This window comes from Streptomyces sp. NPDC001663, from assembly GCF_042893105.1.
Classification (GTDB): domain Bacteria; phylum Actinomycetota; class Actinomycetes; order Streptomycetales; family Streptomycetaceae; genus Streptomyces.
The window spans coordinates 81009-101350 of sequence record NZ_JBIAUR010000021.1; the positions used below are offsets into that span (position 1 = coordinate 81009).

The 20342-nt window shown below is 69.4% G+C and carries 18 protein-coding genes, 2 pseudogenes and 1 riboswitch; of the genes and pseudogenes, 6 read left to right on the forward strand and 14 right to left on the reverse strand.

What is annotated here, in order from left to right:
• Positions 1-6: 6 nt before the first annotated feature.
• The 5 genes from ACFY1L_RS46555 to ACFY1L_RS46575 all read right to left on the reverse strand — a co-directional run bounded on the left by ACFY1L_RS46555 (position 7) and on the right by ACFY1L_RS46575 (position 5653).
• The gene (locus tag ACFY1L_RS46555; protein ID WP_388839743.1) at positions 7-1989 is read right to left on the reverse strand and encodes a dipeptide ABC transporter ATP-binding protein; all 1983 of its coding nucleotides are present in this window, start codon (positions 1987-1989) and stop codon (positions 7-9) included.
• Positions 1986-2834: an ABC transporter permease gene (locus tag ACFY1L_RS46560; protein WP_388839746.1), complete on the reverse strand. Its 849-nt coding sequence runs from the start codon at positions 2832-2834 to the stop codon at positions 1986-1988. The genes ACFY1L_RS46555 and ACFY1L_RS46560 overlap by 4 nt, the downstream gene beginning before the upstream one ends.
• On the reverse strand, positions 2831-3787 hold the full coding sequence (locus ACFY1L_RS46565) for an ABC transporter permease (RefSeq protein ID WP_388839749.1): 957 nt from the start codon (positions 3785-3787) through the stop codon (positions 2831-2833). The genes ACFY1L_RS46560 and ACFY1L_RS46565 overlap by 4 nt, the downstream gene beginning before the upstream one ends.
• 3 nt (positions 3788-3790) lie before the next feature.
• A complete protein-coding gene (locus ACFY1L_RS46570) occupies positions 3791-5428 on the reverse strand; it encodes an ABC transporter substrate-binding protein (protein WP_388839752.1) in 1638 nt (545 codons plus the stop codon).
• A 144-nt stretch (positions 5429-5572) separates the two neighbouring features.
• Positions 5573-5653 carry a putative leader peptide gene (locus ACFY1L_RS46575; RefSeq protein WP_388840028.1) on the reverse strand — a complete coding sequence of 27 codons (81 nt, stop codon included), beginning with the start codon at positions 5651-5653 and terminating at the stop codon, positions 5573-5575.
• A 191-nt stretch (positions 5654-5844) separates the two neighbouring features.
• On the opposite strand from ACFY1L_RS46575, the gene ACFY1L_RS46580 reads away from it, so the two are divergent.
• The 5 genes from ACFY1L_RS46580 to ACFY1L_RS46600 all read left to right on the forward strand — a co-directional run bounded on the left by ACFY1L_RS46580 (position 5845) and on the right by ACFY1L_RS46600 (position 9682).
• The gene (locus tag ACFY1L_RS46580; RefSeq protein WP_388839755.1) at positions 5845-6630 is read left to right on the forward strand and encodes a winged helix-turn-helix domain-containing protein; all 786 of its coding nucleotides are present in this window, start codon (positions 5845-5847) and stop codon (positions 6628-6630) included.
• 110 nt (positions 6631-6740) lie between these two features.
• A riboswitch (SAM riboswitch) is annotated at positions 6741-6850 on the forward strand.
• Positions 6851-6879: 29 nt separating this feature from the next.
• Complete coding sequence (locus tag ACFY1L_RS46585) at positions 6880-7002, forward strand: putative leader peptide (protein ID WP_388839758.1); 123 nt, start codon at positions 6880-6882, stop codon at positions 7000-7002.
• Between the two features lie 461 nt (positions 7003-7463).
• Entirely contained in the window at positions 7464-7772 is a 309-nt protein-coding gene (locus ACFY1L_RS46590) for a hypothetical protein (RefSeq protein ID WP_388839761.1), read from the forward strand.
• Positions 7769-8593, forward strand: coding sequence for a DUF1684 domain-containing protein (locus ACFY1L_RS46595; protein ID WP_388839764.1), 825 nt, complete (start codon positions 7769-7771; stop codon positions 8591-8593). Before ACFY1L_RS46590 ends, ACFY1L_RS46595 begins: the two co-directional genes overlap by 4 nt.
• Before the next feature lie 48 nt (positions 8594-8641).
• Positions 8642-9682 carry an LLM class flavin-dependent oxidoreductase gene (locus tag ACFY1L_RS46600; protein ID WP_388839766.1) on the forward strand — a complete coding sequence of 347 codons (1041 nt, stop codon included), beginning with the start codon at positions 8642-8644 and terminating at the stop codon, positions 9680-9682.
• Between the two features lie 42 nt (positions 9683-9724).
• Here the strand turns inward: ACFY1L_RS46600 and ACFY1L_RS46605 are convergent.
• From ACFY1L_RS46605 to ACFY1L_RS46635, 7 genes and pseudogenes are all read right to left on the reverse strand, one after another.
• Positions 9725-9983 (reverse strand): annotated as a pseudogene (locus ACFY1L_RS46605) (transposase); the annotation flags it as partial.
• Between the two features lie 201 nt (positions 9984-10184).
• Positions 10185-10354 (reverse strand): annotated as a pseudogene (locus ACFY1L_RS46610) (transposase); the annotation flags it as partial.
• A gap of 58 nt (positions 10355-10412) precedes the next feature.
• The gene (locus ACFY1L_RS46615; RefSeq protein ID WP_388839769.1) at positions 10413-10634 is read right to left on the reverse strand and encodes a hypothetical protein; all 222 of its coding nucleotides are present in this window, start codon (positions 10632-10634) and stop codon (positions 10413-10415) included.
• A 685-nt stretch (positions 10635-11319) separates the two neighbouring features.
• Positions 11320-13782, reverse strand: a complete 2463-nt coding sequence (locus ACFY1L_RS46620) for a beta-glucosidase (RefSeq protein WP_388839771.1) — start codon at positions 13780-13782, stop codon at positions 11320-11322.
• Between the two features lie 113 nt (positions 13783-13895).
• Entirely contained in the window at positions 13896-14708 is an 813-nt protein-coding gene (locus tag ACFY1L_RS46625) for a carbohydrate ABC transporter permease (RefSeq protein WP_388839774.1), read from the reverse strand.
• Positions 14705-15673 carry a carbohydrate ABC transporter permease gene (locus tag ACFY1L_RS46630; protein WP_388839777.1) on the reverse strand — a complete coding sequence of 323 codons (969 nt, stop codon included), beginning with the start codon at positions 15671-15673 and terminating at the stop codon, positions 14705-14707. Before ACFY1L_RS46630 ends, ACFY1L_RS46625 begins: the two co-directional genes overlap by 4 nt.
• Positions 15674-15675: 2 nt before the next feature.
• On the reverse strand, positions 15676-17052 hold the full coding sequence (locus ACFY1L_RS46635) for an ABC transporter substrate-binding protein (protein ID WP_388839781.1): 1377 nt from the start codon (positions 17050-17052) through the stop codon (positions 15676-15678).
• A gap of 138 nt (positions 17053-17190) precedes the next feature.
• On the opposite strand from ACFY1L_RS46635, the gene ACFY1L_RS46640 reads away from it, so the two are divergent.
• A complete protein-coding gene (locus tag ACFY1L_RS46640) occupies positions 17191-17937 on the forward strand; it encodes a GntR family transcriptional regulator (protein WP_388839784.1) in 747 nt (248 codons plus the stop codon).
• Between the two features lie 49 nt (positions 17938-17986).
• Here the strand turns inward: ACFY1L_RS46640 and ACFY1L_RS46645 are convergent, their stop codons facing one another.
• Both ACFY1L_RS46645 and ACFY1L_RS46650 read right to left on the reverse strand, forming a co-directional pair.
• Complete coding sequence (locus tag ACFY1L_RS46645; RefSeq protein WP_388839787.1) at positions 17987-19036, reverse strand: BadF/BadG/BcrA/BcrD ATPase family protein; 1050 nt, start codon at positions 19034-19036, stop codon at positions 17987-17989.
• Positions 19033-20334, reverse strand: coding sequence for a hypothetical protein (locus ACFY1L_RS46650; RefSeq protein WP_388839790.1), 1302 nt, complete (start codon positions 20332-20334; stop codon positions 19033-19035). Before ACFY1L_RS46650 ends, ACFY1L_RS46645 begins: the two co-directional genes overlap by 4 nt.
• Between the last annotated feature and the right edge of the window lie 8 nt (positions 20335-20342).

Sequence of the window (20342 nt, forward strand, 5' to 3'; positions counted from 1 at the left end):
GTGGGGTCACAGGGGATCGGCCACGCCGAGCGTCGCGGTGGCGGGGATCCCGGCGGGCAGGTCGGAGGGGTCCAGGTGGCAACGCACGACGTGTCCGGCTCCCAGGTCCCGTTGTGGCGGCGGCACGTCCTCGCACAGGCCGGCGATCCGCCGCGCGCAACGGTCGGCGAAGCGGCAGCCGTTCGGTCGTACCCGGGCGTTCCCCGGTGTCGCCGCGGCCGGGGGGCTGGTCGCCACGGGACGTGCAGCGGCCTCGACGAGCAGGGCCGTGTAGGGGTGCGAGGGCCCGCGCAGCACGTCGGCCGCGGGTCCCTCCTCGACGATCACGCCCCGGTACATCACCGCGATCCGGTCGGCGAGATAGCCGACGACCGCCAGATCGTGCGAGATGAAGAGGTACGACGTCCCCGTGCGGTCCCGCTGGTCGGCCAGCACCTCCAGCACCGCCGCCTGCACACTGACGTCCAGGGCGGACACGGGCTCGTCGCAGATCACCAGGTCGGGACGGCCCGCGAAGCTGCGGGCGATCGAGACGCGCTGCTTCTGCCCGCCGGACAATTGGGCGGGGCGACGGTCCAGGAGGTCGGCGTCGATGTGGGTGCGGTCCAGAAGGGCTTCGAGGGATGTGGCCGAAGGATCTCCGAGCGTCGCGAGCGATCTTCTCAGGACGGTGCGCACGGTGTGGCTGGGGTTGAGGGAGGCGTCCGGGTTCTGGAAGACCATCTGGATGCGCCGGCGCTGGAGCTCGTCGCGTCCGGCGAGGCGTGCGGGCAGTGGTTCGCCGCGTAGTCGCAGGTCTCCCTCACCGTCGGGGGCGAGTCCCGCGAGAGCCCGGGCGAGGGTGGTCTTGCCGCTGCCCGACTCCCCCACAAGGCCGAGGACTTCGCTCTCGCGGATCGTCAGATCGACGTGGTCGACGGCGACGACGGGTCCGAACCGCCGTACCAGATCCCGGACTTCGACCAGGGCGGTCGCCTCTCTTGGCCGCTCGCCGAGCGCCGCCGGACGGTCCTGAACCGTGGCCTCCCCCGGATGCAGGCAGCGCACCGCCCGGCCCGGCACGGCCTCCGCGTCCAGCCGTGGTTCGGCCTCCCGGCAGGCGTCCTCGGCGAGCGTGCAACGCGGCGCGAAGGCGCAGCCCGTCGTGGTCTCGCCCGGCAGCGGCAGCCGTCCGGGCACCGGCCGCAGCGGGCGCTCGTGCCGCGTCGCACCGAGCACCGGCACGGCCGCCAGCAGGCCCGCGGTGTATGGGTGGGCCGGGGTGGCCAGGATCTCCCTCACCCGCCCGGTCTCCACGAGCCGCCCCGCGTACAGCACCCCCACGCGGTCGCACATCCGGCCGATCAGGCCGAGGTCGTGGCTGACGAAGACCACGGCGGCGTTCAGCCGGCCTCGCAACTCCTTGAGCAGGCCCAGCACTTCGTGCTCCACCGAGGCGTCGAGGCCCGTCGTCGGCTCGTCGAGGATCAGGAGGCGGGGCTGTGCGGCGAGCGCGGCGGCGATGACGACGCGTTGCTGCTGGCCGCCGGACAGCTGGTGCGGATAGCGGTGCGCGAGGCGCTCCGGGTCGGGCAGCCGCACTGTACGCAGGAGTTCGACGGCCCGCTCGGCGGTCTCACCGCGTGACAGGCCACGCCCGCGCAGGACTTCGGCCAGCTGTCTGCCGACGCGCATGGTCGGGTCCAGCGAACCCGCCGCGTCCTGGTGCACGAAGGCGAGCCGGGACGCCCGCCACTCCCGCAGCCGCCGCCCGCCTAGGTCCAGTACCGCGGTGCCGTCCAGCCGCACGCCACCGCCGAGCACCCTTCCGCCCGGCGCAAAGTGGCGGGCAAGCGCGTACGCCAGGGTCGACTTGCCGCAGCCCGACTCGCCGACCAGACCGAAGATCTCGCCGGGGGCGACGGTGAACGACACGTCGTACAGGACCTGGGCGGAGCCGTAGGCGGTGCTCAACCCCTCGACCACGAGCCCCTGTTCGTCCGTACTCATGCCGCCCCGCCTCCTGCCGCCCGCCGTGAAGTGTCCGCGACCAGGGCCACGCCGACCACCAGCGAGACGATCGCCAGGGCGGGCGCCAGGACCGTCCAGGGCGCGTTGTTCAGCCAGACCCGGTTGTCGGCGACGGCCGCGCCCCACTCCGGTGAGCCCGGTGGCTGGCCGAGTCCGAGGAAGGAGAGGGTCGCGGCGGCGAACACGGCGTCGCCGAGCCGGGAGGTGGCCTCGACGTACACGGTGCGGCGGACGTTGGGCAGGATCTCGCGGCCGAGCAGCGACCACAACGGCTCGCCACGCAGCCGGGCGGCCTCGACGTACGGCTTCTCCCGCTCGACCAGGGTCGCCGCCCGTACGCTGCGCGTGACCAGCGTCGTGAGGGCGGCCGCGACAACGAGCACGAGCACCGGCGTGGAGCGGCCCAGCAACGCCGCGAACAGGACCGCGGCGATGATCGCCGGAAAGACCACGACGGCGTCCACGATCCGCATCACCACGTCGTCCAGCCATCCGCCCACTCCCCCGGTGACCAGCCCGATGACGGTGCCCGCGAAGACGGCCAGCGCGGTCGCGGCCGGCGCCACCTCCAGCACCGGACGCGCCCCGGCGAGGGTGCGGGAGAACACGTCGCGGCCGAACTGGTCGGTGCCCAGCCAGTGTTCGCCGCTCGGCGACAGGAACCGGTCCTGGGGGCGCTGTACGTCAGGCGCGTACGGCACCAGATGCGGCCAGAACAGGGCCACGGCTGTCCACAGCGCGATCAGGGCGGCTCCGACGACGGAGGCGACAGGCAGCCGTCCCAGTCGTCCGAGGGGCCGAAGGGCGATCGATACGGTGCTCAAGCCGCACCCCCGAGGCGTATGCGCGGATCGAGCAGCCGGTAGACCAGATCGGCGAGCAGTACGACCAGCATGTACAGCACCCCCAGCACCAGGGCGCTCGCTTGGAGCGTCGGCAGGTCCTTGTCCTGCGCCGACTGCAGCAACAGGGCACCGGCTCCGGGGTAGTTGAAGAGCAGCTCGACCACGACGATGCCGCCGAGCATGTACTGCAGCTGGACGCCGAGGGCACTGGTGGCCGGCACTGTGGCGTTGCGCAGCACATGCCGCAGGACGATGCGGGCGGGGCCGGTGCCCCGCAGCCGGGCTGCTCGCACGTACGGGCCCTCGACCACGGAGATGGTGCTGGCACGCACGTGCCGGGCGACGTATCCGGTGCACACCAGCACCAGCGAGATCGCCGGCAACAGCAGGTGCCACAGGGTCTGTCCCAGGCCGTCGGCCCCGGGCTGGGTCTGTGCGGACGCCGGAAGCCAGCGCAACTGCACGGAGAACACCACCAGCAGGACCACCCCGGTCACGAACTCCGGTGTGGCGCCCAGGGCCAGGGTCGCGGAGGTGATCGTCCGGTCCACCGCCCGGCCGTGGTACAGGCCCGCGAGGACCCCGAGCGTGAGCGCGACCGGCACCAGCAGGAGGAACGCGAACACCGCCAGGAAAAGCGAGTGCCCCAGCCGCTCAAGGAGCAGCCCTCGCACAGGTACGTGCAGCGTGTAGGACGTTCCCCAGTCGCCGGTGACGAAGCGCCCGAGCCAGCGGCCGTACTGCACGAACAGCGGCCGGTCCAGGCCGAGTTCGTGGTTGAGGGCGCGCACCGAACCGTCGGTCGCCTCGCGGCCCAGCACGGTGCGGGCCACGTCGCCGGGAAGCACCTGGGTGGCGAGGAAGACCAGGAGGGAGACCGTCAGCAGGGTCAGCGGGATGGCGGCCAGGCGGCGCAGCAGGAACCGGGTCATGGCTCAGACCCGGGAGACGGTGGTGAAGTCGACGTACTGGCTGGGGTGGGCCTGGATGCCCCTGAACTTGCCGCTGTTGTATGCGCGTGCGGCCCCGCTCCAGTAGGCGATGACGATGGGCACGTCCTCGTGGAGGGTCTTGGCGATGATCTCGGCCTGCTTGCGCCGCTCGGCGTCGGAGGTGGCGGCGTCGTAGGCCTCGGCGGCGGCGTCGAGGGTCTTGTTGGCGTACTTGGAGCCGTTCCAGACGCCGTTGCTCTTGACCATGGGGATGATGAACTGGCTCGGCACGGCTCTGCCCGCCCAGCCGACCAGGTTGGCGGTGGTGAACAGCCAGGGCGTGTCCTTGGCCTGGTCGCCGCCGTAGAACTCCTTCGAGGAGCGCTGGTCGAGGTCGACGGTGATGCCGACCTCCTTCAACTGGCTCTGGACGGTGACCGCGTAGTCCTTGTTGGGCGGGTCGAAGGTGAGCGTGAAGCGCAGGCTGTCCAGGCCGGCCGCCTTGAGCAGTTCGTCGACCTTCGCCTTGTCCTTGGCGCGTTGTGCGATGTCGGTGGGCGCGGCCGGGAACAGCGGCGCGAACAGGTGGTCGTTGCCGAGGTCGCCGAGTCCGCTGCCGGCGGCCTGGCGCACGGCGGGCCGGTCGAGCGCGTAGGCGACGGCCTGGCGGACCTCCTTGCGGTCGAAGGGCGCCTTGTCCACGCGGAGCGTGAGGACGGTGACGCCGGTGCCCTTGACCTTGTCGACCGCGATGCCGCCGCCGTTGCCCAAGGGCTCGACGAGCGCGGGCCGGCTGAGGAACTGGGCGTCGATGTCACCGGACTGCAGGGCGACGAGGTCGGCCTGGTCGTCGGCGTAGAACTTGACGTCCACGCCGTCGAGGTAGGGCTTGGGGTCGTCCCAGTACGTGGGGTTGCGGACGAACGTGGCGCCCGTGGAGACGTCGTACGACTTGAGGGTGAAGGGGCCGGTTCCGACGGCCTGCTTGGTGAAGTTGCCGGCGTAGTCCTTCTTGAGGATCACCGCGTTGTAGTTGCCGGCCGAGACCAGGTACGGGAAGTCGGAGAAGGGCCGTTCGAGGGAGAAGACGACGGTGGAGTCGTCCTGGGTGCTCACGCCGCCCGCCTTGAGGACGGTGTCGAAGGCGGACAGGGCGGCCGACTTGTTCTTCGGGTCGAGCAGCCGGTCGAAGGACGCCTTGACGGTGGCGGCGTCGAGCTTTGTGCCGTCGGAGAAGGTGACACCCTCGCGCAGGGTGAAGGTCCACTTGCGGGCGGACGAGTCCGAGGTCCACTTGGTGGCCAGCCGGGGCACCAGCTCGAAGTCCTTGTCCAGCCAGATCAGATACTCGGCGACCAGCTGGTAGAGCGCGATCGCGCTGCCGTCGTACGCCGTCACCGGGTCGACGGAGGTGGGCGGCGGCGGGGTACCCACGCGAAGGGTGCCGCCGTGCTTGGCCGGGCCCGAGGCCGAGGCCGTCGCCCCGGCCGACGCGTCGTCCGTGGCGCTCGGGGCGCAGGCCGCGAGCAGGGCGGCCAGGGTGCCGCCGCCGGCGAGGGCGAGGAAGCCGCGTCGGGAGGGTCCGGCGGGCAGGAGGTCCTGCCAGTGCTGGGGCAGCGCGCCGTCATCGGATGCAGGCATGGGTTCTCCAGAAAATGACCGACGGCACGGCACAACCGTGGGGAGCTGTACGCGGGCGTGGCGGAGCAGGCAGGAAGGCTGGGGGGAAGGTGACAGGGGCCGAGGGCCGTCAGAAAGCCGACGCGGTGCGCGCGGTCGGATGCCTCAGCGCCGCGGACAGGCGCACGTGCCGACGCGCGCCAGATCCACGTGGATCCTCCGGGTCAGCAGCGAGTTCGCGGTCACGACTCATTGATAACAGCGGAGATCGGGGGCAGACAATGCGGGACTTGTTTCAGAATCGAGAAACTCTCCGGCAAAACTCCGCTCGTACACTTCCGGCATGACCGACTCCACGCGCTTCACGGCCGACTGTCGCCGCCCCGGTTCCGACGACCACCGGCCGTTCCCGAGGCACGACACAGGAGTTGCCCCCGATGCAGTCCCCAGCGCGCACACGGCCCGAAGGCCCTGCGGGCACTGACCCCAGAGGCTGCGCCCCTCGGGTCCACCCGTCGATCGACGACCTGCTGGCACGGGCCCGCACTCGCCTCGACCGGATCACTCCGAAAGACGCGGCCCGCGAACTGGCCGACGGCGCCCTGCTGGTGGACGTCCGCGCGGACATGGTGCGGCGGGCGGAGGGCGAGATCCCCGGCTCCCTCGTCATGGACCGGAACGTGCTGGAGTGGCGGCTCGACCCCTGCAGCGCGTGGCGGATCGAGGAGGCGGCCGACCACTGTCTGCGCGCCATCATCATGTGCTCCCAGGGCTACATGTCGAGCATGGCCGCCGCCGGACTGCACGATCTCGGCCTGCTGCGGGCCACCGACATCATCGGCGGCTACGAGGCCTGGCGCGCCTCCGGCCTGCCTGTGGTGCCCGGCGGCACGATGCCCGGGTCGTACGTGGCCACCGCACCGTCCCCGATCAGCCTCGATCCGGGCGGGCAGCGCATGCTGGTCGACGGCGCTCCCGTCGCCCTCACACCGCTGGAGTTCCGGCTCCTCACCGCACTCCTGCGCGGCAACGGCCGCGTGATCCGCCGTGAGGACCTGCGCGCGGGCCTGGGCGAATGGGCGGGCAGCCGCAGCCGCTCCGTCGACCTGCACATCCACCGCATCCGCCGCAAACTCGGACCGCGCGCCGCAGCCCTGCTCACCACGGAGCGAGGCGTGGGCTTCCGCCTGCGCGCGACACCCGCACCGGTCGACACACCCTGACAACATCGCTCACGACCAGCACGCGCGAGAGCGCGGACGCGCCGACGCGTGTTGTCCGACTCACCTCGCGATATTGACTGATTACAACCGAGATCGATAAAGTTTCAACTGGCATTGAGTGTCAGCATCGAGCCCTGGCTTGCTGACCGGCAACCCTCCGACGCGGTGGGGTGCTCCAGGTGAAAGCCCGGCCGGGTCGCCGACCCGGCAAGCGCGTGTCCCCGTTGCAGGGGCCTGGAACACGGAGGAATGATCGTGCGGCACAGCAGCGTCTCGAGTCCCTCCGTCCTGGCCGCCGCGACCCTCTCCCGGTTCTCCCGCCGACGCCACATCGACCTGCAGCGCATCACAAGCTGCCTGTGTCAGGGCTGACTTCACTCCCGTCGGCTGTCCGAGAACGTTCACCGCTGGTTTTGACGCCCGCACCGAACTCCTGTTCTTTCCCCGCCTCATCCCTCTCTGGACGTGTCGCTCTTCCTCGGGAGCAACACCCCTCACGCCTCTTCACCGTCCGCACGGACCCGTGCGTGACGGCTGTCGAGTAGGAGAACTCATTCCGTGAGATCGCATCCGGATTCCCGCCCTGGCCGATGGGCGGCACTGCCCTCTCTCCAGCGTCGCCGGCGTCGCCCGGGTGACGCGTGCGGAGGTGCTGCGGGTGCGGCAGGCGGTTTTCGTCGAGGCGTCGCGCACGTGCGGGTCCTGCTGGGTCTCGGTCCTCGGCCAGCACGTGCCGCCCAACACGGCGGGCCCGGTGATCGTCCTGGCCAGCTGTCCGGCGGCCCGCGGCAGCGCGCCGCGATCGCCCGCGCCCTGGCGCTCTCCCCGACGCGATGTTCTGCGACGAGCCGGTGTCCGCACTCGACGCCTCGTTCCAGGCCCAGATCCTCGACCTGCTCGCCGAACTGCGGGCCGACACCGGGGTGACGCACCTGTTCATCTCTCACGACCTGGCCGCCATACGCCGGATCGCGCACGAGGTCGCCGTCATGCGGGCCGGCCGCTTCGTGGAGACAGGCACCACCGAAGATCTGTTCACCCACCCCCGCCACTCGCACACCCGCGAACTGCTCGTGGCGATCCCCGGCGGCTGCTACGCCAAGGCCGCGTCCGAATCTCTCGAAGCGAAGGAACACACGTGACCGTTCAGGACACCACCGCAGACCTGTCCGCCTTCATCCGCGACTGGCAGGAGTGGCACACCAGGCAGGAGGAACGACTCGCCGACCCCCACGGATTCCTTGCGATCACCGGCCTGCACTGGCTCGGCCACGAGCCGCAGCACTTCCCGGACGCTCCGGGCGCCTGGTCGACCGGCACCGACGGGGTCGTCGTGGTCCTCGACGACGGCGAGGAACTGATCATCGACGGGACCTCCGTCCGCGGCGAGCACCGCTTCGGGGTGCTCCCGGAGCGCGGCGGAGTCGACGCGGTCTGGGGCGACGCCGTGATCGAGGTGGCCAAGCGCGGTGGACACGACATTGTCCGCCCCCGGCACCCTGACACCCCGCTGCGCACCGCCTTCACCGGCACACCAGCCTACGCCCCGCATCCGCGCTGGGCGGTGACCGGCCGCTACACGGCCTTCGACGACCCGCGGCCGACGACCGTGGGCGCGGCGGTCGAGGGCCTCGAGCACGTGTATGACGCGCCGGGCCGGGTCGAGTTCGAGCTGGACGGACGGCCCCTGGCACTGACCGCGTTCCCCGGACACAGCCCGGGCAGCCTGCTGGTGCTGTTCACCGACGCGACCTCCGGGATCACCACCTACGCAGCCAACCGGGCCCTCGCCCTCGACCCGCCCGACGCCGACGGCACGGTCGTCCTGGACTTCAACCGAGCGACGAACCTGCCGTGCGCCTACACCGACCTGGCCACCTGCCCGCTGCCGCCGGCCGAGAACCGGCTGCCCGTGGCGATCGAGGCCGGGGAGAAGATCCCTCGCGAGCGGGGCGGGTCCTGAGCACCGGGCGCCACCGAGACGACCACGACCCAGAGGGACGAACACCGCATGAGCACCCCCGCGATCAGCTCGCTGGCCTTTCTCACCCCGGGCAACTTCGCCGACGACGACCCATACACCGGACTGGAGGAGACACTGCGACTGTTCGAGTACGGCGAACGGCTGGGCTTCGACGGCGCCTGGATCCGGCAGCGCCATCTCGAGCACGGTGTCGGCTCGGCCGCGGTCTTCCTCGCCGCGGCGAGCCAGCGCACCGAGCGGGTCGAGCTGGGGACCGCGGTCATCCCGATCGGGTACGAGAGCCCGTTCCGGCTCGCCGAGGACCTGGCGCTGGCCGACGTGCTGTCCCGCGGCCGGCTGCAGATCGGCTTCAGCACCGGAATGCCGCACGCCGAGCTCCTCGGCGACCTGGTGTACGACGGGGACTGGCGCAGCTTCGACCTGTCCTACGGCAGGATCGCCCGCGTCATCGACCATCTGCGCGGCGACTACCTCGGTGGCCCGGACACGGTGATCCAGTCGCCGGGCAACACCCAGCGACCGCGCCTGCAGCCGCACAACCCCGGCCTGGTGGACCGGGTCTGGTACGGCGGCGGCAGTCTGCGCTCGATCCGATGGGCCGCCGAGCACGGCCTGAACCTGCTCAGCGGCAACATCGTCACCGGCGAGGGCACCGACGACTTCACCACGGCCCAGCTCACCCTGCTCTCCGAGTACCGCCGGTCCCTTCCCGGGAACCGGCCGACCCGGGTGGCGCTGGGCCGGGTGATCGTGCCGTTCGACAGCGCCGACGCGACGACCCGGGCCCGCTACCGGGAGTACGCGGCCGGTCGGCACCAGCGCACCCTGGCACCGCAGGGTCCGAAGCGGACCCTGTTCGCCTCGGACGTGGTCGGGACCGCGGAACAGATCCTGGAGCAACTGACCGCGGATCCCGTGGTCTCGGCCGTCTCGGAGCTGCGCCTGGAGCTGCCGTACGAGTTCCACCGGGCCGACTACGAGCAGATCCTGCACGACGTGCGGCACTTGATCGCACCCGAGCTGGGTTGGCGGCCCGACGCGGCGCTGCTGCACGAGGCGGGCCGATGAACGCCGGGCCGCTGGAGCCGCCCGTCCGGCTGCACACTCACCGGCCGGCTCGGCCCGCAACATGCCCACATCGGCCAGGCGGTCTCCGTCCAGCGCCACCGCGAGCGCGACATCCAGCAGGATCTTGCCCGGATCGTGCACAGCCCGCGGCTGGGCACTACGGCGCAAGGGCCGTGGATATCGCTGTGTCCAGCCTGGACTTGCGGACTGTTTCGACCAGCAGCACGGCCCCGGCCTGCGAGACGACTCCGCGACCGCCTCCCTCGTTAACTGAGCACCTCGCGGCCCTCCTCGTCCACACCTAGATACCGCGGAGCTCCGCTGCAGCCACCGGCTTCGAACAACCTCAGCAGATCACCCACGAAGTGTGTGCGTGCAGAGACTGGACGACGCACCGTTCTGCCGATACGGACGACGGCGTTGACGAAACCTCCCGGCAAGGGCGACTCATGCATCGGTCCACCCTGCCCGATCGTTACCTCGAATTCTCAGTACCTTGCTACTTGCAGCCCGTGTCTACGACGTATCGGATCGTGTCGACGATCTCACGGGCGGGGAGGCTTCTCTGGCCGGCCACCTTTGCTGGCATCGCAGGCCGGGGCGGGCAGCAGCCCTTCGAACAGGGGCCCATTCGGCGTTCGTGGCGTCTGAGGGGTAGCGGCGAGAGCGGATGACGGCTGGCCTTGAGACGAGTGCGGCGGGGTCGCTCTGCCGACGGTCCCGCCGCAAGTCAGGAGCTGTTGATGAGGTCGAGGGTGGACTCGATGGAGTTGAGCTGGACGGCGATGCGCTTGACCCACTTGCCGCCCAGGTGGGCGGCGGAGTGCAGGCGAACACGTCCGCCGTCTGTGCGCCGGCAGCGGCCCGTTCCTCGAAACCTACCCTTGACGGCACACCCCGCGCCGAGGCCCAGCAAGCCCTCGATGAAGCCCGCGCATGGCTGAACGGGCACGAGGACGACCAGCAGCGCGTCTTCGCCGACCTTGCCCAGGCCGTGACCGAAAGCGGGCCTGGGACGTCCGCTCCCAGCTGCAGACCGCAATGACCCTCACCCGGCGCGGCGCCAGCGCCTCCGAGCAGTGTGTTCTGGCCGCAGCCCGCGCCTTCCTCCGCCAGCAGGACCACCTCCCCGCCGCCGGCTCAACCCGCACCGTACAGGCGCAACCGCAAGCGTGCCGGAACGCTGGGCACCCCCACACCGCCGACAACACCGGTGGAGAAGGCCAGGAGCCGAACACTTCCCGGCGTGAGCGGCCTTGCAGCAGTTCGTCAACCAGTCGCCCGGGCAGTGGACGCCGGTGCCGGGGTGAGGCCGCGTCCGTGGTGAGCGCTCGTCCCGACATCCAGCTCCAGAAGACGCCTATCTCGTCTTACCCGTTCAAGCCGTCCTCCCGAACGGGGCGTGCGGTGCTGGCCTGGGGGTTGGCGTCGTGTGCGCATCCACGTCCTGCAGACCTGTCGCACGTGCACGGCCGGGCATTGCGCTCGGCCGGGCGGTGGTCGGACCTCTCGTCAGCGTCTCCAACGGCGCCTCTCGGGCCCGGTGGCACCGCCCCCAGGTCATCGGTTCGACAGGAGGACCAGCCATGGCTGGCCCGGAGGCCAGTTGCAGGACCGCGGAGAACATAACGCGGGGGTCAGGCGTCGACTGTCACGGTGATCCTGCGATCGGTGATCGAGCGGCCGGCCTGGATGTTGTATGAACCGTGCACGAATTTCCACGAGTTGCTCGCCGCGTCCCACACTTCGTAGGTGCGGCGGGGGATGTCGATGACGGCTTCGACGGTCTCACCTGGCTCCGCCTCTACCGCCGTGAAGCCGGCGAGCCATCGTTCGGGGCGCTCGGCGTCGTGCTCCACCGGGGAGAGGTACACCTGCACGACCTCCCGGCCTCTTCGGGTCCCGCCGTTGTGCACACAGACCTTGGCGACGTTGCCGTGCACCTCGATCGACTTGTAGCTCCAGTGGGTGTAGCCAAGGCCGTGACCGAAGGGGTACGAAGGGGCGCGGCCGGTCTTGTCCCATGCGCGGTAGCCGATGAACACTCCCTCGCTGTAGGGAAGTTCCCCGTTCACGGGGACGACCTGGGTGACTGGAGCGTGGTTGAGGGAGCCCCAGGTGGTGGGGAGGCGGCCGCCGGGCTCGTGGGTGCCGGTGAGGACGTCGGCGAGGGCTGCGCCGCCCTCTTGACCCGGAAACCAGCTGAGCAGGATGGCGGCGGCCTCCTCCCGCCAGGGCAGTTCCACCGGGGAGCCGGAATTGACGACCACGACCGTTTGGGGGTTGGCGGCGGCGACGGCGCGGACCAGGTCGTCCTGGCGGCCCGGCAGGAAGAGGTCGGTGCGGTCGAAACCCTCCGACTCGACGCGGTCGGTGGTGGCGACCACGACAACGGCCGTGTCAGCGGCGCGGGCGGCCTCGACGGCCTCGGCGATCAGCTCAGCAGGGTCGCGCTGCGGCTCCTGGTGGGCGAGGGTGATCGTGATGTCTTCTCGGAGGTAGTCGTTGAGCGCGACGAAATGCGTGAGGCTGACCTCGACGGGCTCTCCGGCCGTGAGTTCCACCTGGGCGCGGGGTACAGGGGAGTTGAAGAAGCCCTCGAAGGGGTCGTCCTGGTCGGGTGCCTGAACGCCCTCGTAGTGCGTGTCTGCGTCGACGGCGAGTCGGAAGGCGCCTTTGCCCTTGATGCCGAGGGTGTGCCGACCCGTGTGGCGGGGTGTGAACGTTCCGGTCAGTTCGACACTGTGGAGGTTGTCGAACGAGACGCCCTCCGGGAGATCTGCGAACGACCAGTGGATCTGCCCGTTGGGGATGTTGGAGGTGGCAAGGACCGTGCCATCCGCGCCGCGGCAGACTGCGCGGAGAGTGAATCCCCTGTCAGCGGTCGCCAGTTCGGTGTTCGGATCGGCTCCGACCGCGTAGCTGAGGGAGTCCTCGGGGAGCGCGGTGGCGAGTCCGTCGAGCGGGGAGACGATCCGGTCCGGGAAGACGGTGGCGGAGCCGCCGCCAAGGACACGGGCGTCGCGGGCGGCGGCTCCGATCAGGGCTACCGTGCCGCCCGGCTTCAGCGGTAGGGCGTCGTTGTCGTTCTTGAGAAGGACGAAGGAGCGGCGGGCGATCTCCCGGGCCAGTTCGACGCCGTCGACGGTCTCCGGCACTTCGGTGACGGCCGGCTCAACGCTCTCTAGGGCGCCGACACGGGCGGCCAGCCGCAGGACGTTGCGCACGGCAGCGTCGACGGTGGCCTCGTCGACCGTGCCGTCCTTGACCGCCTGGGCGAGGGCTTCGCCATAGACGGTCCGTGGTCCGGGCATGGCCACGTCGAGACCGCCGTTGATGACGTCGGTGGTCGACCGGGCCGCCGTCCAGTCGGAGACGTTGAAGCCGTCGAAGCCCCATTCGCCGCGCAGGACCTCGTTGACCAGGTAGTGGTGCTCGCTCATCGTGGTGCCGTTGACCGAGTTGTACGCGGTCATGATGCCCCAGGGGTGGGCGTTGTCGACGATGTACTCGAAGGGGGCCAGGTACAGCTCGCGCAGGGCGCGTGCAGCGATGAGATTGTTGACGGTGAAACGGTCGGTCTCGGCGTCGTTACCCACGAAGTGCTTGACGGTGGTGCCGACGCCGCCGGACTGCACACCCTTTACGTAGCCGGAGCCGATCACCCCGGTGAGGTACGGATCCTCGCTGTAGCACTCGAAGTGCCGCCCGCCGAGCGGGGACCGGTGCAGATTGACGGTGGGAGCGAGCAGGACGTGGACGGCCTTGCGGCGGGCCTCCTGGGCGAGCAGCACGCCCGCCCGGTGGGCCAGTTCGGGGTCCCAGGTGGCGGCCAGGGCGGTCGGCGAGGGCAGCGCGACGGACGGGTCGTCGGCGCTCCAGCGCACCCCCCGCACACCGATCGGGCCGTCCGACATGACCAGGGACTGCAAGCCGATCTCGGGGATGGGCGGCAACGACCACCGGTCCTGTCCGGCCAGGAGCCCGGTTTTTGTGTCCAGGTCGAGGCGGGCAAGGGCCGCCTCGACAGCCGCTTCCGTTGCACTGGGCGCCTGTGTCACAGCGGCTTCTCCTTGGGAAACGTCGTTGGCCGTGTTCATTGCGGAGTCATTCCGTACAGAGCAGTGGGCATGGGTGTGTGGTCGTGCTGTGTGCGCGGGGTGGGCATGCGGCGGCGTGCAAGGGAGGGGCAAAGGGCGTTCGGGCGGGTGTCTCAGCCCTTGACGGCGCCCGAGAGCATGCCGCGGATGAACTGCCTCTGGAAGAAGAGGTAGAGGATCACCACGGGAAGGCAGATCAGGACCGCCGCGGCTGCGAGCAGGTTCACGTGGACGAGGTAGCGTCCGGAGAAGGCGCCCAGCCCCAGGGTCATGGGCTGGTGGGAAGGGTCTGAGACGAGGATCAAGGAGAGGAAGTAGTCGTTCCAGGTCCACATGAAGCTCAGCAGCACGAAGGTGAGGACCGCGGGCTGGGCGATGGGCAGGTAGACCCGCCAGAGCATGGTCCAGCTGTTGGCGCCGTCCATCTGAGCCGACTCGCCGATGCCGGGCGGCACCGCGCGGAAGGCCGCGCGCATCCAGAATGCACCGAAACTCACTCCCATGCCGACATGGGCAAGGATGATGCCTTGGTAGGTGTCGGTCAGTCCCTGGGCCTGGAAGTCGTAGTAGAGCGGGACGATGATCGCTTCCATCGGGATCATGATCCCGAACAGCAGCACCGGGAAGAGGATCCTCTCTCCCACCACGCCCAGCACGCCGAAGGCATAGCCGCTGAGGATCGCCAGCACGGTCGAGGCGGTCACCGCCGTCCCGGTGATGATCAGGCTCGACTTCAGGTACTCGGTGAAGCCGGCCTGCCGCCAGGCCTCGGTGAAGTTGGACCATTGCAGATGGCCGAGGTCCGGTGTCCCTGCGATGTCGGGGCTCACCGCGACCCCGAGAATCCAGAGCACCGGAAACAGGACGCCGACGGCGAGCAGGGTCAGGAAGGTGTAGTTGAAGACCTTCTCTCGCTTGGAGATCACTGGTCGTCTCCTTCCGACAGCTTGACGACGATGAGTGAGACGGTCAGGGAGACCAGTGCCAGGACGACGCCGATGGCGCAGGCAGCGCCGACGTCGGGGTTGGTGAAGGCTCGCTGGTAGAGGACCACGCTGGGGGTGATGGTGGAGGTCCCCGGTCCTCCCTTGGTGGTGAGCCAGACGATGTCGAAGACCCGGATGGCGCCCAGCAGGGTGAGCGTGAGCACGACCGCGAGTTGTCCGCGCAGGCCGGGCAGCGTGACGGTGAAGAACTCCCGTATGGGGCCGGCCCCGTCCATGCGCGCGGCGTCATACAGCTCGTTGGGGATGTTCTGGGTGCCGGCGACGAACAGCACCATGCACAAGCCGTAGGCCGCCCAGGTTCCGGCCAGGCCGAGCGCGGGCAACGCCCAGGTGAAGTCACCCAGCCACCCGCGGGTCAGGCCGCCCAGACCGACCGCGCTGAGCACGTCGTTGAGGGGGCCGTCTGGTGCGTAGATCTGCTTCCACACCACGGCGGCTACAGCCGGGGTGAGTACCTGGGGCAGGAAGATGACCGAGCGGTAGATGCCGGCGCCGCGCACGTCTTTGCGTGCGGTCAGCGCGGCGCTGACCACGCCCAGGATGATCGGCAGGATGGAGAAGAACACGATGAAGAACAACGTGTGGGTGACCGCCTGGCGCAGCGTGGCGTCGGTGAGGAAGCCGGTGTAGTTGCCGAATCCGGCCCAGGTGGCGGGGGTGACGCCATCCCAGTGGTAGAGGGACAGCTGCAGGCCTTGGCCGGCGGGCAGCAGCACCACGAAAGCGTAGATCAGCAGCGCGGGGGCGAGGTAAGCGAGTCCCAGCAGGCGCCTGCGGCCGCGGGGGGAGGACAGGCCGGTCCTGTGCGATCTGTGGCCATGGCGGGCCGTGGCTGCGCTGGGGGCGGCCACAGCCCTGGGGGTTCTTTCCTTGAGTGTGGCCATGCCTACTTCCCCAGGGTCTTCGCGTAGGCGGTGGCATCACGGTCGGCCGCGGTGACCACCGCCTTCTGGGTGGACTTGCCGGCCAGCATGCTCTGCATGGTGGTGTTGATGGTGTTGTAGAGCGTCGGCGTGGCCCAGTCCAGGTAGGGCACGGAGGTGCCGTTTGTCGAGATGTCCTGGGCGATGGCCACGTCGTCCGCGAGCAGGGGGTCTTCGCTGGGTGCCTTGACGTTGGAGTGCAGCAGCGGCATCGTCCCGTTCTCGACAGCCAGCTCGGCCGCCTGCTCACCGGCGGCGAAGTTCAGGAAGGCAGCGGCGGCATCTGCATGCTTGGACTTCGCGGAGACGGAGAAGTTCGCTGCGGAGGAGGCCGTGGCCACCGGTGTGCCGCCGTCCGCGCGGGGCAGGACGAACGAGCCGAAGTCCTTGGACTGGCCGGTCTTGAGCGGCAGGGAGCCGGAGTAGTCGAAGTGGAAGAGTCCCTTGCCGTTGACGAAGGACTGGGCGGCGTCCGCGGAGGCGATACCGGCGTAGTCCGTGGTCAGGTAGCCCTCGTCGGACCACTGCTTGAACGTGGACACCGCCTTGGGGAACCCGGTCTCAGTGATACTGACACCGTCCTGCGAGTAGATGAACTCGGAGATCTTGCTCTGCTGACCGAAGGCGTTCATCAGCGAGAACAGCGGCTGGGTGATCCCGTTCTGGTCGGAGTTGCCGAGAGTGATCGGGGTGATGCCGGCCGACTTGGCCTTGGCCAGGGCGGCCTGGAACTCGGCGTAGGTGGACGGGGCCTTCGCTTTGATCTTCTTCAGGAGCGAGCGGTTGTAGTAGACCTCGATCAAGGAGGCGCGGGCGACTGGGGTGCCGAACATCGAGCCGGTGCCCATCTGCTTGCCGTCGGCGCTGAACTCGTGCTCACTCAGGATCGAGGGAGGGAAGGAGTTCTTCCATCCGTAGGCGGCAGCGTAGTTGTCCAGGTTGAGCAGCAGCCCGCCGCGGACCAGGGTTCCCATGGACTGCCAGCCGTTGTTGGCCGGGACGATGTCCGGCGGGTTGTCCGACTTCAGCTTGAGCGGCAGGGCAGCCATCGCATCGCCCCAGGCCATCGGAGTCCGCTTGATGGTGATATTGGGGTATTTCTCTTCGAATGCCTTGACCACGGAGGCCATCCAGGCGTTGTCGGTGCCCCCGGAGAAAGTGTCCAGCACGTTCAGCGTGACCTTGCCCATGGTGGCCGGGTCGGTGGCGACCGCACCTTTGCCGGTGTTGTTGGCCGAGCCGACTCCGCTGGTGCCCGGCACGCAGCCTGCCAGCAGCCCGGCTGCCGCGAACGGTACGAACACGCCGGTGATCAGTCGGGTTCTACTGCGCGAGACCACGGTGCCTCCTGTCCTCGATGAGTGCCCGAGAGCCCGGGTTGTGGACCGAGCCTAAGCTAGGGCATACCACTTAGTCCAGATTCATGAAGCTGGTTTGTTCATTCCACTTGCCAGACCAGTTTTGGTAACGTGGGAAGCATGACGAGCGTCGAAGACACCAAGGCGGGGGCCGCCGTCGATCAGACCTACCGTCGGCTCAGTGACGCGCTGCGCCGAGGGGTCTATCCGGCCGGGAGCCGGCTTCCCGGCGAGCGGGATCTTGCCGTGGCCCTCGGCGTCAGCCGTTCCACTCTGCGCCTGGCCCTGAGCCGCCTGGCTGAGGAGAACAAGCTGGAGCGTTCCTCGCAGCGTGGTTGGTTCGTCCGCCGCAATGTCGTCGGTGAACCGCCGAGCACACTGCAGAGCTTCACCGAGATGGCGCACTCCCGCGGACTGCGACCCGAGTCCAAGGTACTTCGCCAGCGTGCCCGGTCTGCGACCTTCGAAGAGGCTGAGCAACTGGCCGTCGCCCCCGCCTCCCGTGTTCTCGATCTACAGCGGCTGCGCAGCCTCGACGGCGTACCGGTGTGTGTGGACGCCAGTGTGGTGGCCCTGACTGTCGCGCCCGATCTGGCGGAGATCGACCTCACCGACCGTTCGTTGTACGAGACCTTGGAGCAAAGCTGCGGGCTGCGGATCGCCCGCAGCTCCTACACGGTCCGTGCGGCGGCGGCCGACCAGTTCACCGCCGAACTGCTGGATATCCCGCCAGGCGATCCGGTGCTGATCGGCGAGGAGCTGACCTACACCGACGATGGCGCGCCGGTACTGGCTGGCCGGATGGTCTACCGCAGCGACGCCTACCGCTTCCAGGCCGACCTGTTCCGCCCGATCCCGTCCAGCTGAGGCGCGGGCGAATGACCTGAGGTGGACGCCGCCACTGTCGGCCCATGCCTCAAGTCGCCCAGAATTCCGGGGGCGGCATGGTGGCCGTGACGTGTTCCACCACGGCGCCCGCCGCCTCCGGTGTGTGCAGCGGTACGCCCGCCTCGCCGAGCGCGTCCAGCAGCGCTCCCGCCACCGGCGGCAGCGTGCCCCGGTGCAGCACCACTCCAGGGATGTGTGCGGGCAGCTCCGCAAGCAGCGCCTCGGCGACCGGGGAGCCTTCTGCCATCAGTACCGAGCCGGACAGCACGATGCTCACGGGCCGGCCGGTCTGCACGAGCCCGGTGCGCCGTGCGGCCACTCCGGCGTACTGGGCGAAGTGCGCGCCCTGGGCGCGGACGATGTCTACGGCGACCGGATCGCCCGCTGCGGCCACCGCCGTGACCACCCGTGCGCAACTGTTGCGCTGCCGCCCGGAGGCGTGGTGGTGGCGTCGGGTCAGCCAGTGGTTGAGGGCGGCCACCGTGGGCTTGTGGTAGTGCGCGAGCAGGGCCTCGGTCAGGGCGGTCTGCGGTCCGAGGCCCAATTCGGCAAGAAAGATTGCCCGGAAGGCCTCGTTCGCCAGTCCGATGGCGCCCATGGCGTGCTGGCCCCACCAGCCCATGTCCCACAGTGCGCCGTCGGGTCCGCGGGCGGCGATCGCCGCCGCCGTGCCCCCGGTCACCGAAATGCCGACACCACCGGGATCACCGCACCGGATCGCGGCATAGCCGTCGTTGAGGATGCTGCGCGCGCGCAGCGCGCTGGGGGTTTGCCGTGTCAGGGCCTCGTCCCAGTAGTCCCGGTCCTCGGGCCAGTCGACGCCGGCCAGCCGGAAGGCCGCACCGGCGACGTCGCTGATGTCCGCTCCAGCCTGATCCAGTGCCGCGTGCAGGGCCGCCAGCACCTCCGCCACGGCGGCCTCAGGGGTCGGGGCACCGTAGATGTCACCACAGCCCGAACGCCCAGCACCCACCACCTCACCGGAGGCGGTGGACACCAGGGCGGCGGTCTTGCTGTTGCCCGCGTCCACGCCCAGGAAGAGCGTGGAGGCGAGACATGCCGTCTGTGCCTGGCTCACGGCAGCAGACGCTCCGGCAGCCAGGCGCGCTGGGCGTGGGCCATCTCGGCGTACAGCGCTTCGGCGACGGACAGCGACGGCACGAGCGGGTTGGACATCATGGCGCGGACCGCGTCCGCGACGTTGCCGTCCCAGCCGGCCTTGGCGGTGAGGATCTGGTACTCCGCCAGCTGCTGCGTGATGCCGAGCACAGAGTGCGGCAGCGGCTTCTGCTTCTCGGGGTGGAAGCCCATGCCGTCCACCGTGCCCCACAGCTCGACGACGGTCGAGTCATCGAAGCCGGGCAGCCAGCCGCCGCTGTTCGTGATGTTGAAAGGCTGACGGATCGGAGCGTCGTTGTAGTAGGCGCTGATCGCGTCGATAGCCAGCTCCAACTCGTGGATGCCACCGCGGGAACGGTCCTGCTCCAGCTGCGGGGCGTCGGAGTCCGCCTGCTCACGGTAGTGCTGCCAGTAGCCTGGCAGCGCATCCATGATGATCTCGGAGCGGGTCCTTTCAGCCAACTGCCGCTCGCGCAGGATCTCGTCCCGGAAGTAGTAGTAGTTGAAGTAGTCGGAGGGGATCGATTCCATCGCCACCGCCAAGTGCAACGCCCGCAGACCGTTGACGTCGTCCGTGGGCTTGCCTTTGAGCGCCTCATAGCGCTCACGCAGGATCGGGAACGCGTCCTTGCCCTCGTAGGTGGCCTCGTTGGACCAGCAGTTGTGGTTGATGCCGACCAGGTTGGCCTTGAGCTTGTCGGGGTCGAGCCCGGCGGCCTTGGCGACCACCGGAGGGAAGACGATCGGGCCCTCGCAGAAGGAGACGATCGGGATGTCGGTGTAGTCGGACACCGCCTGGGAGACGATGTTGACCGGGTTGGTGTAGTTGAAGATCCGGGCGCCCGGGGCGACATCGACGAGGTCGGCACACAGGCTCTTGATGATCTGGATCGACCGCAGCGCCATCATCATGCCGCCCGGCCCCTGCGTCTCCTGCCCGATGACGCCGTACTTGAGCGGGATCCGCTCGTCCAGCGCACGGGCCTCGAAACCGCCCGGACGGAAACTGCTGAGCACAGCGTCGACATCGCGCAATGCATCGCGCTGGTTCGTCGACGTGGTGATGGTGATGTCGAGCCCCTGGTTGCGGGCCATGTTCTGGGTGAGCTTCTGCACCACATCGAGCCGGTCCTGCTCCAGGTCGATCAGCACGAACTCGGAGCCGTCGAACTCCTTGCCGTGGTGCATGAACGAGGCCATCGTCCCCGCCGCACGCGAGGAGCCACCGCCGAGGTAGGCGATCTTTACGCGAGCCATCGATCCTC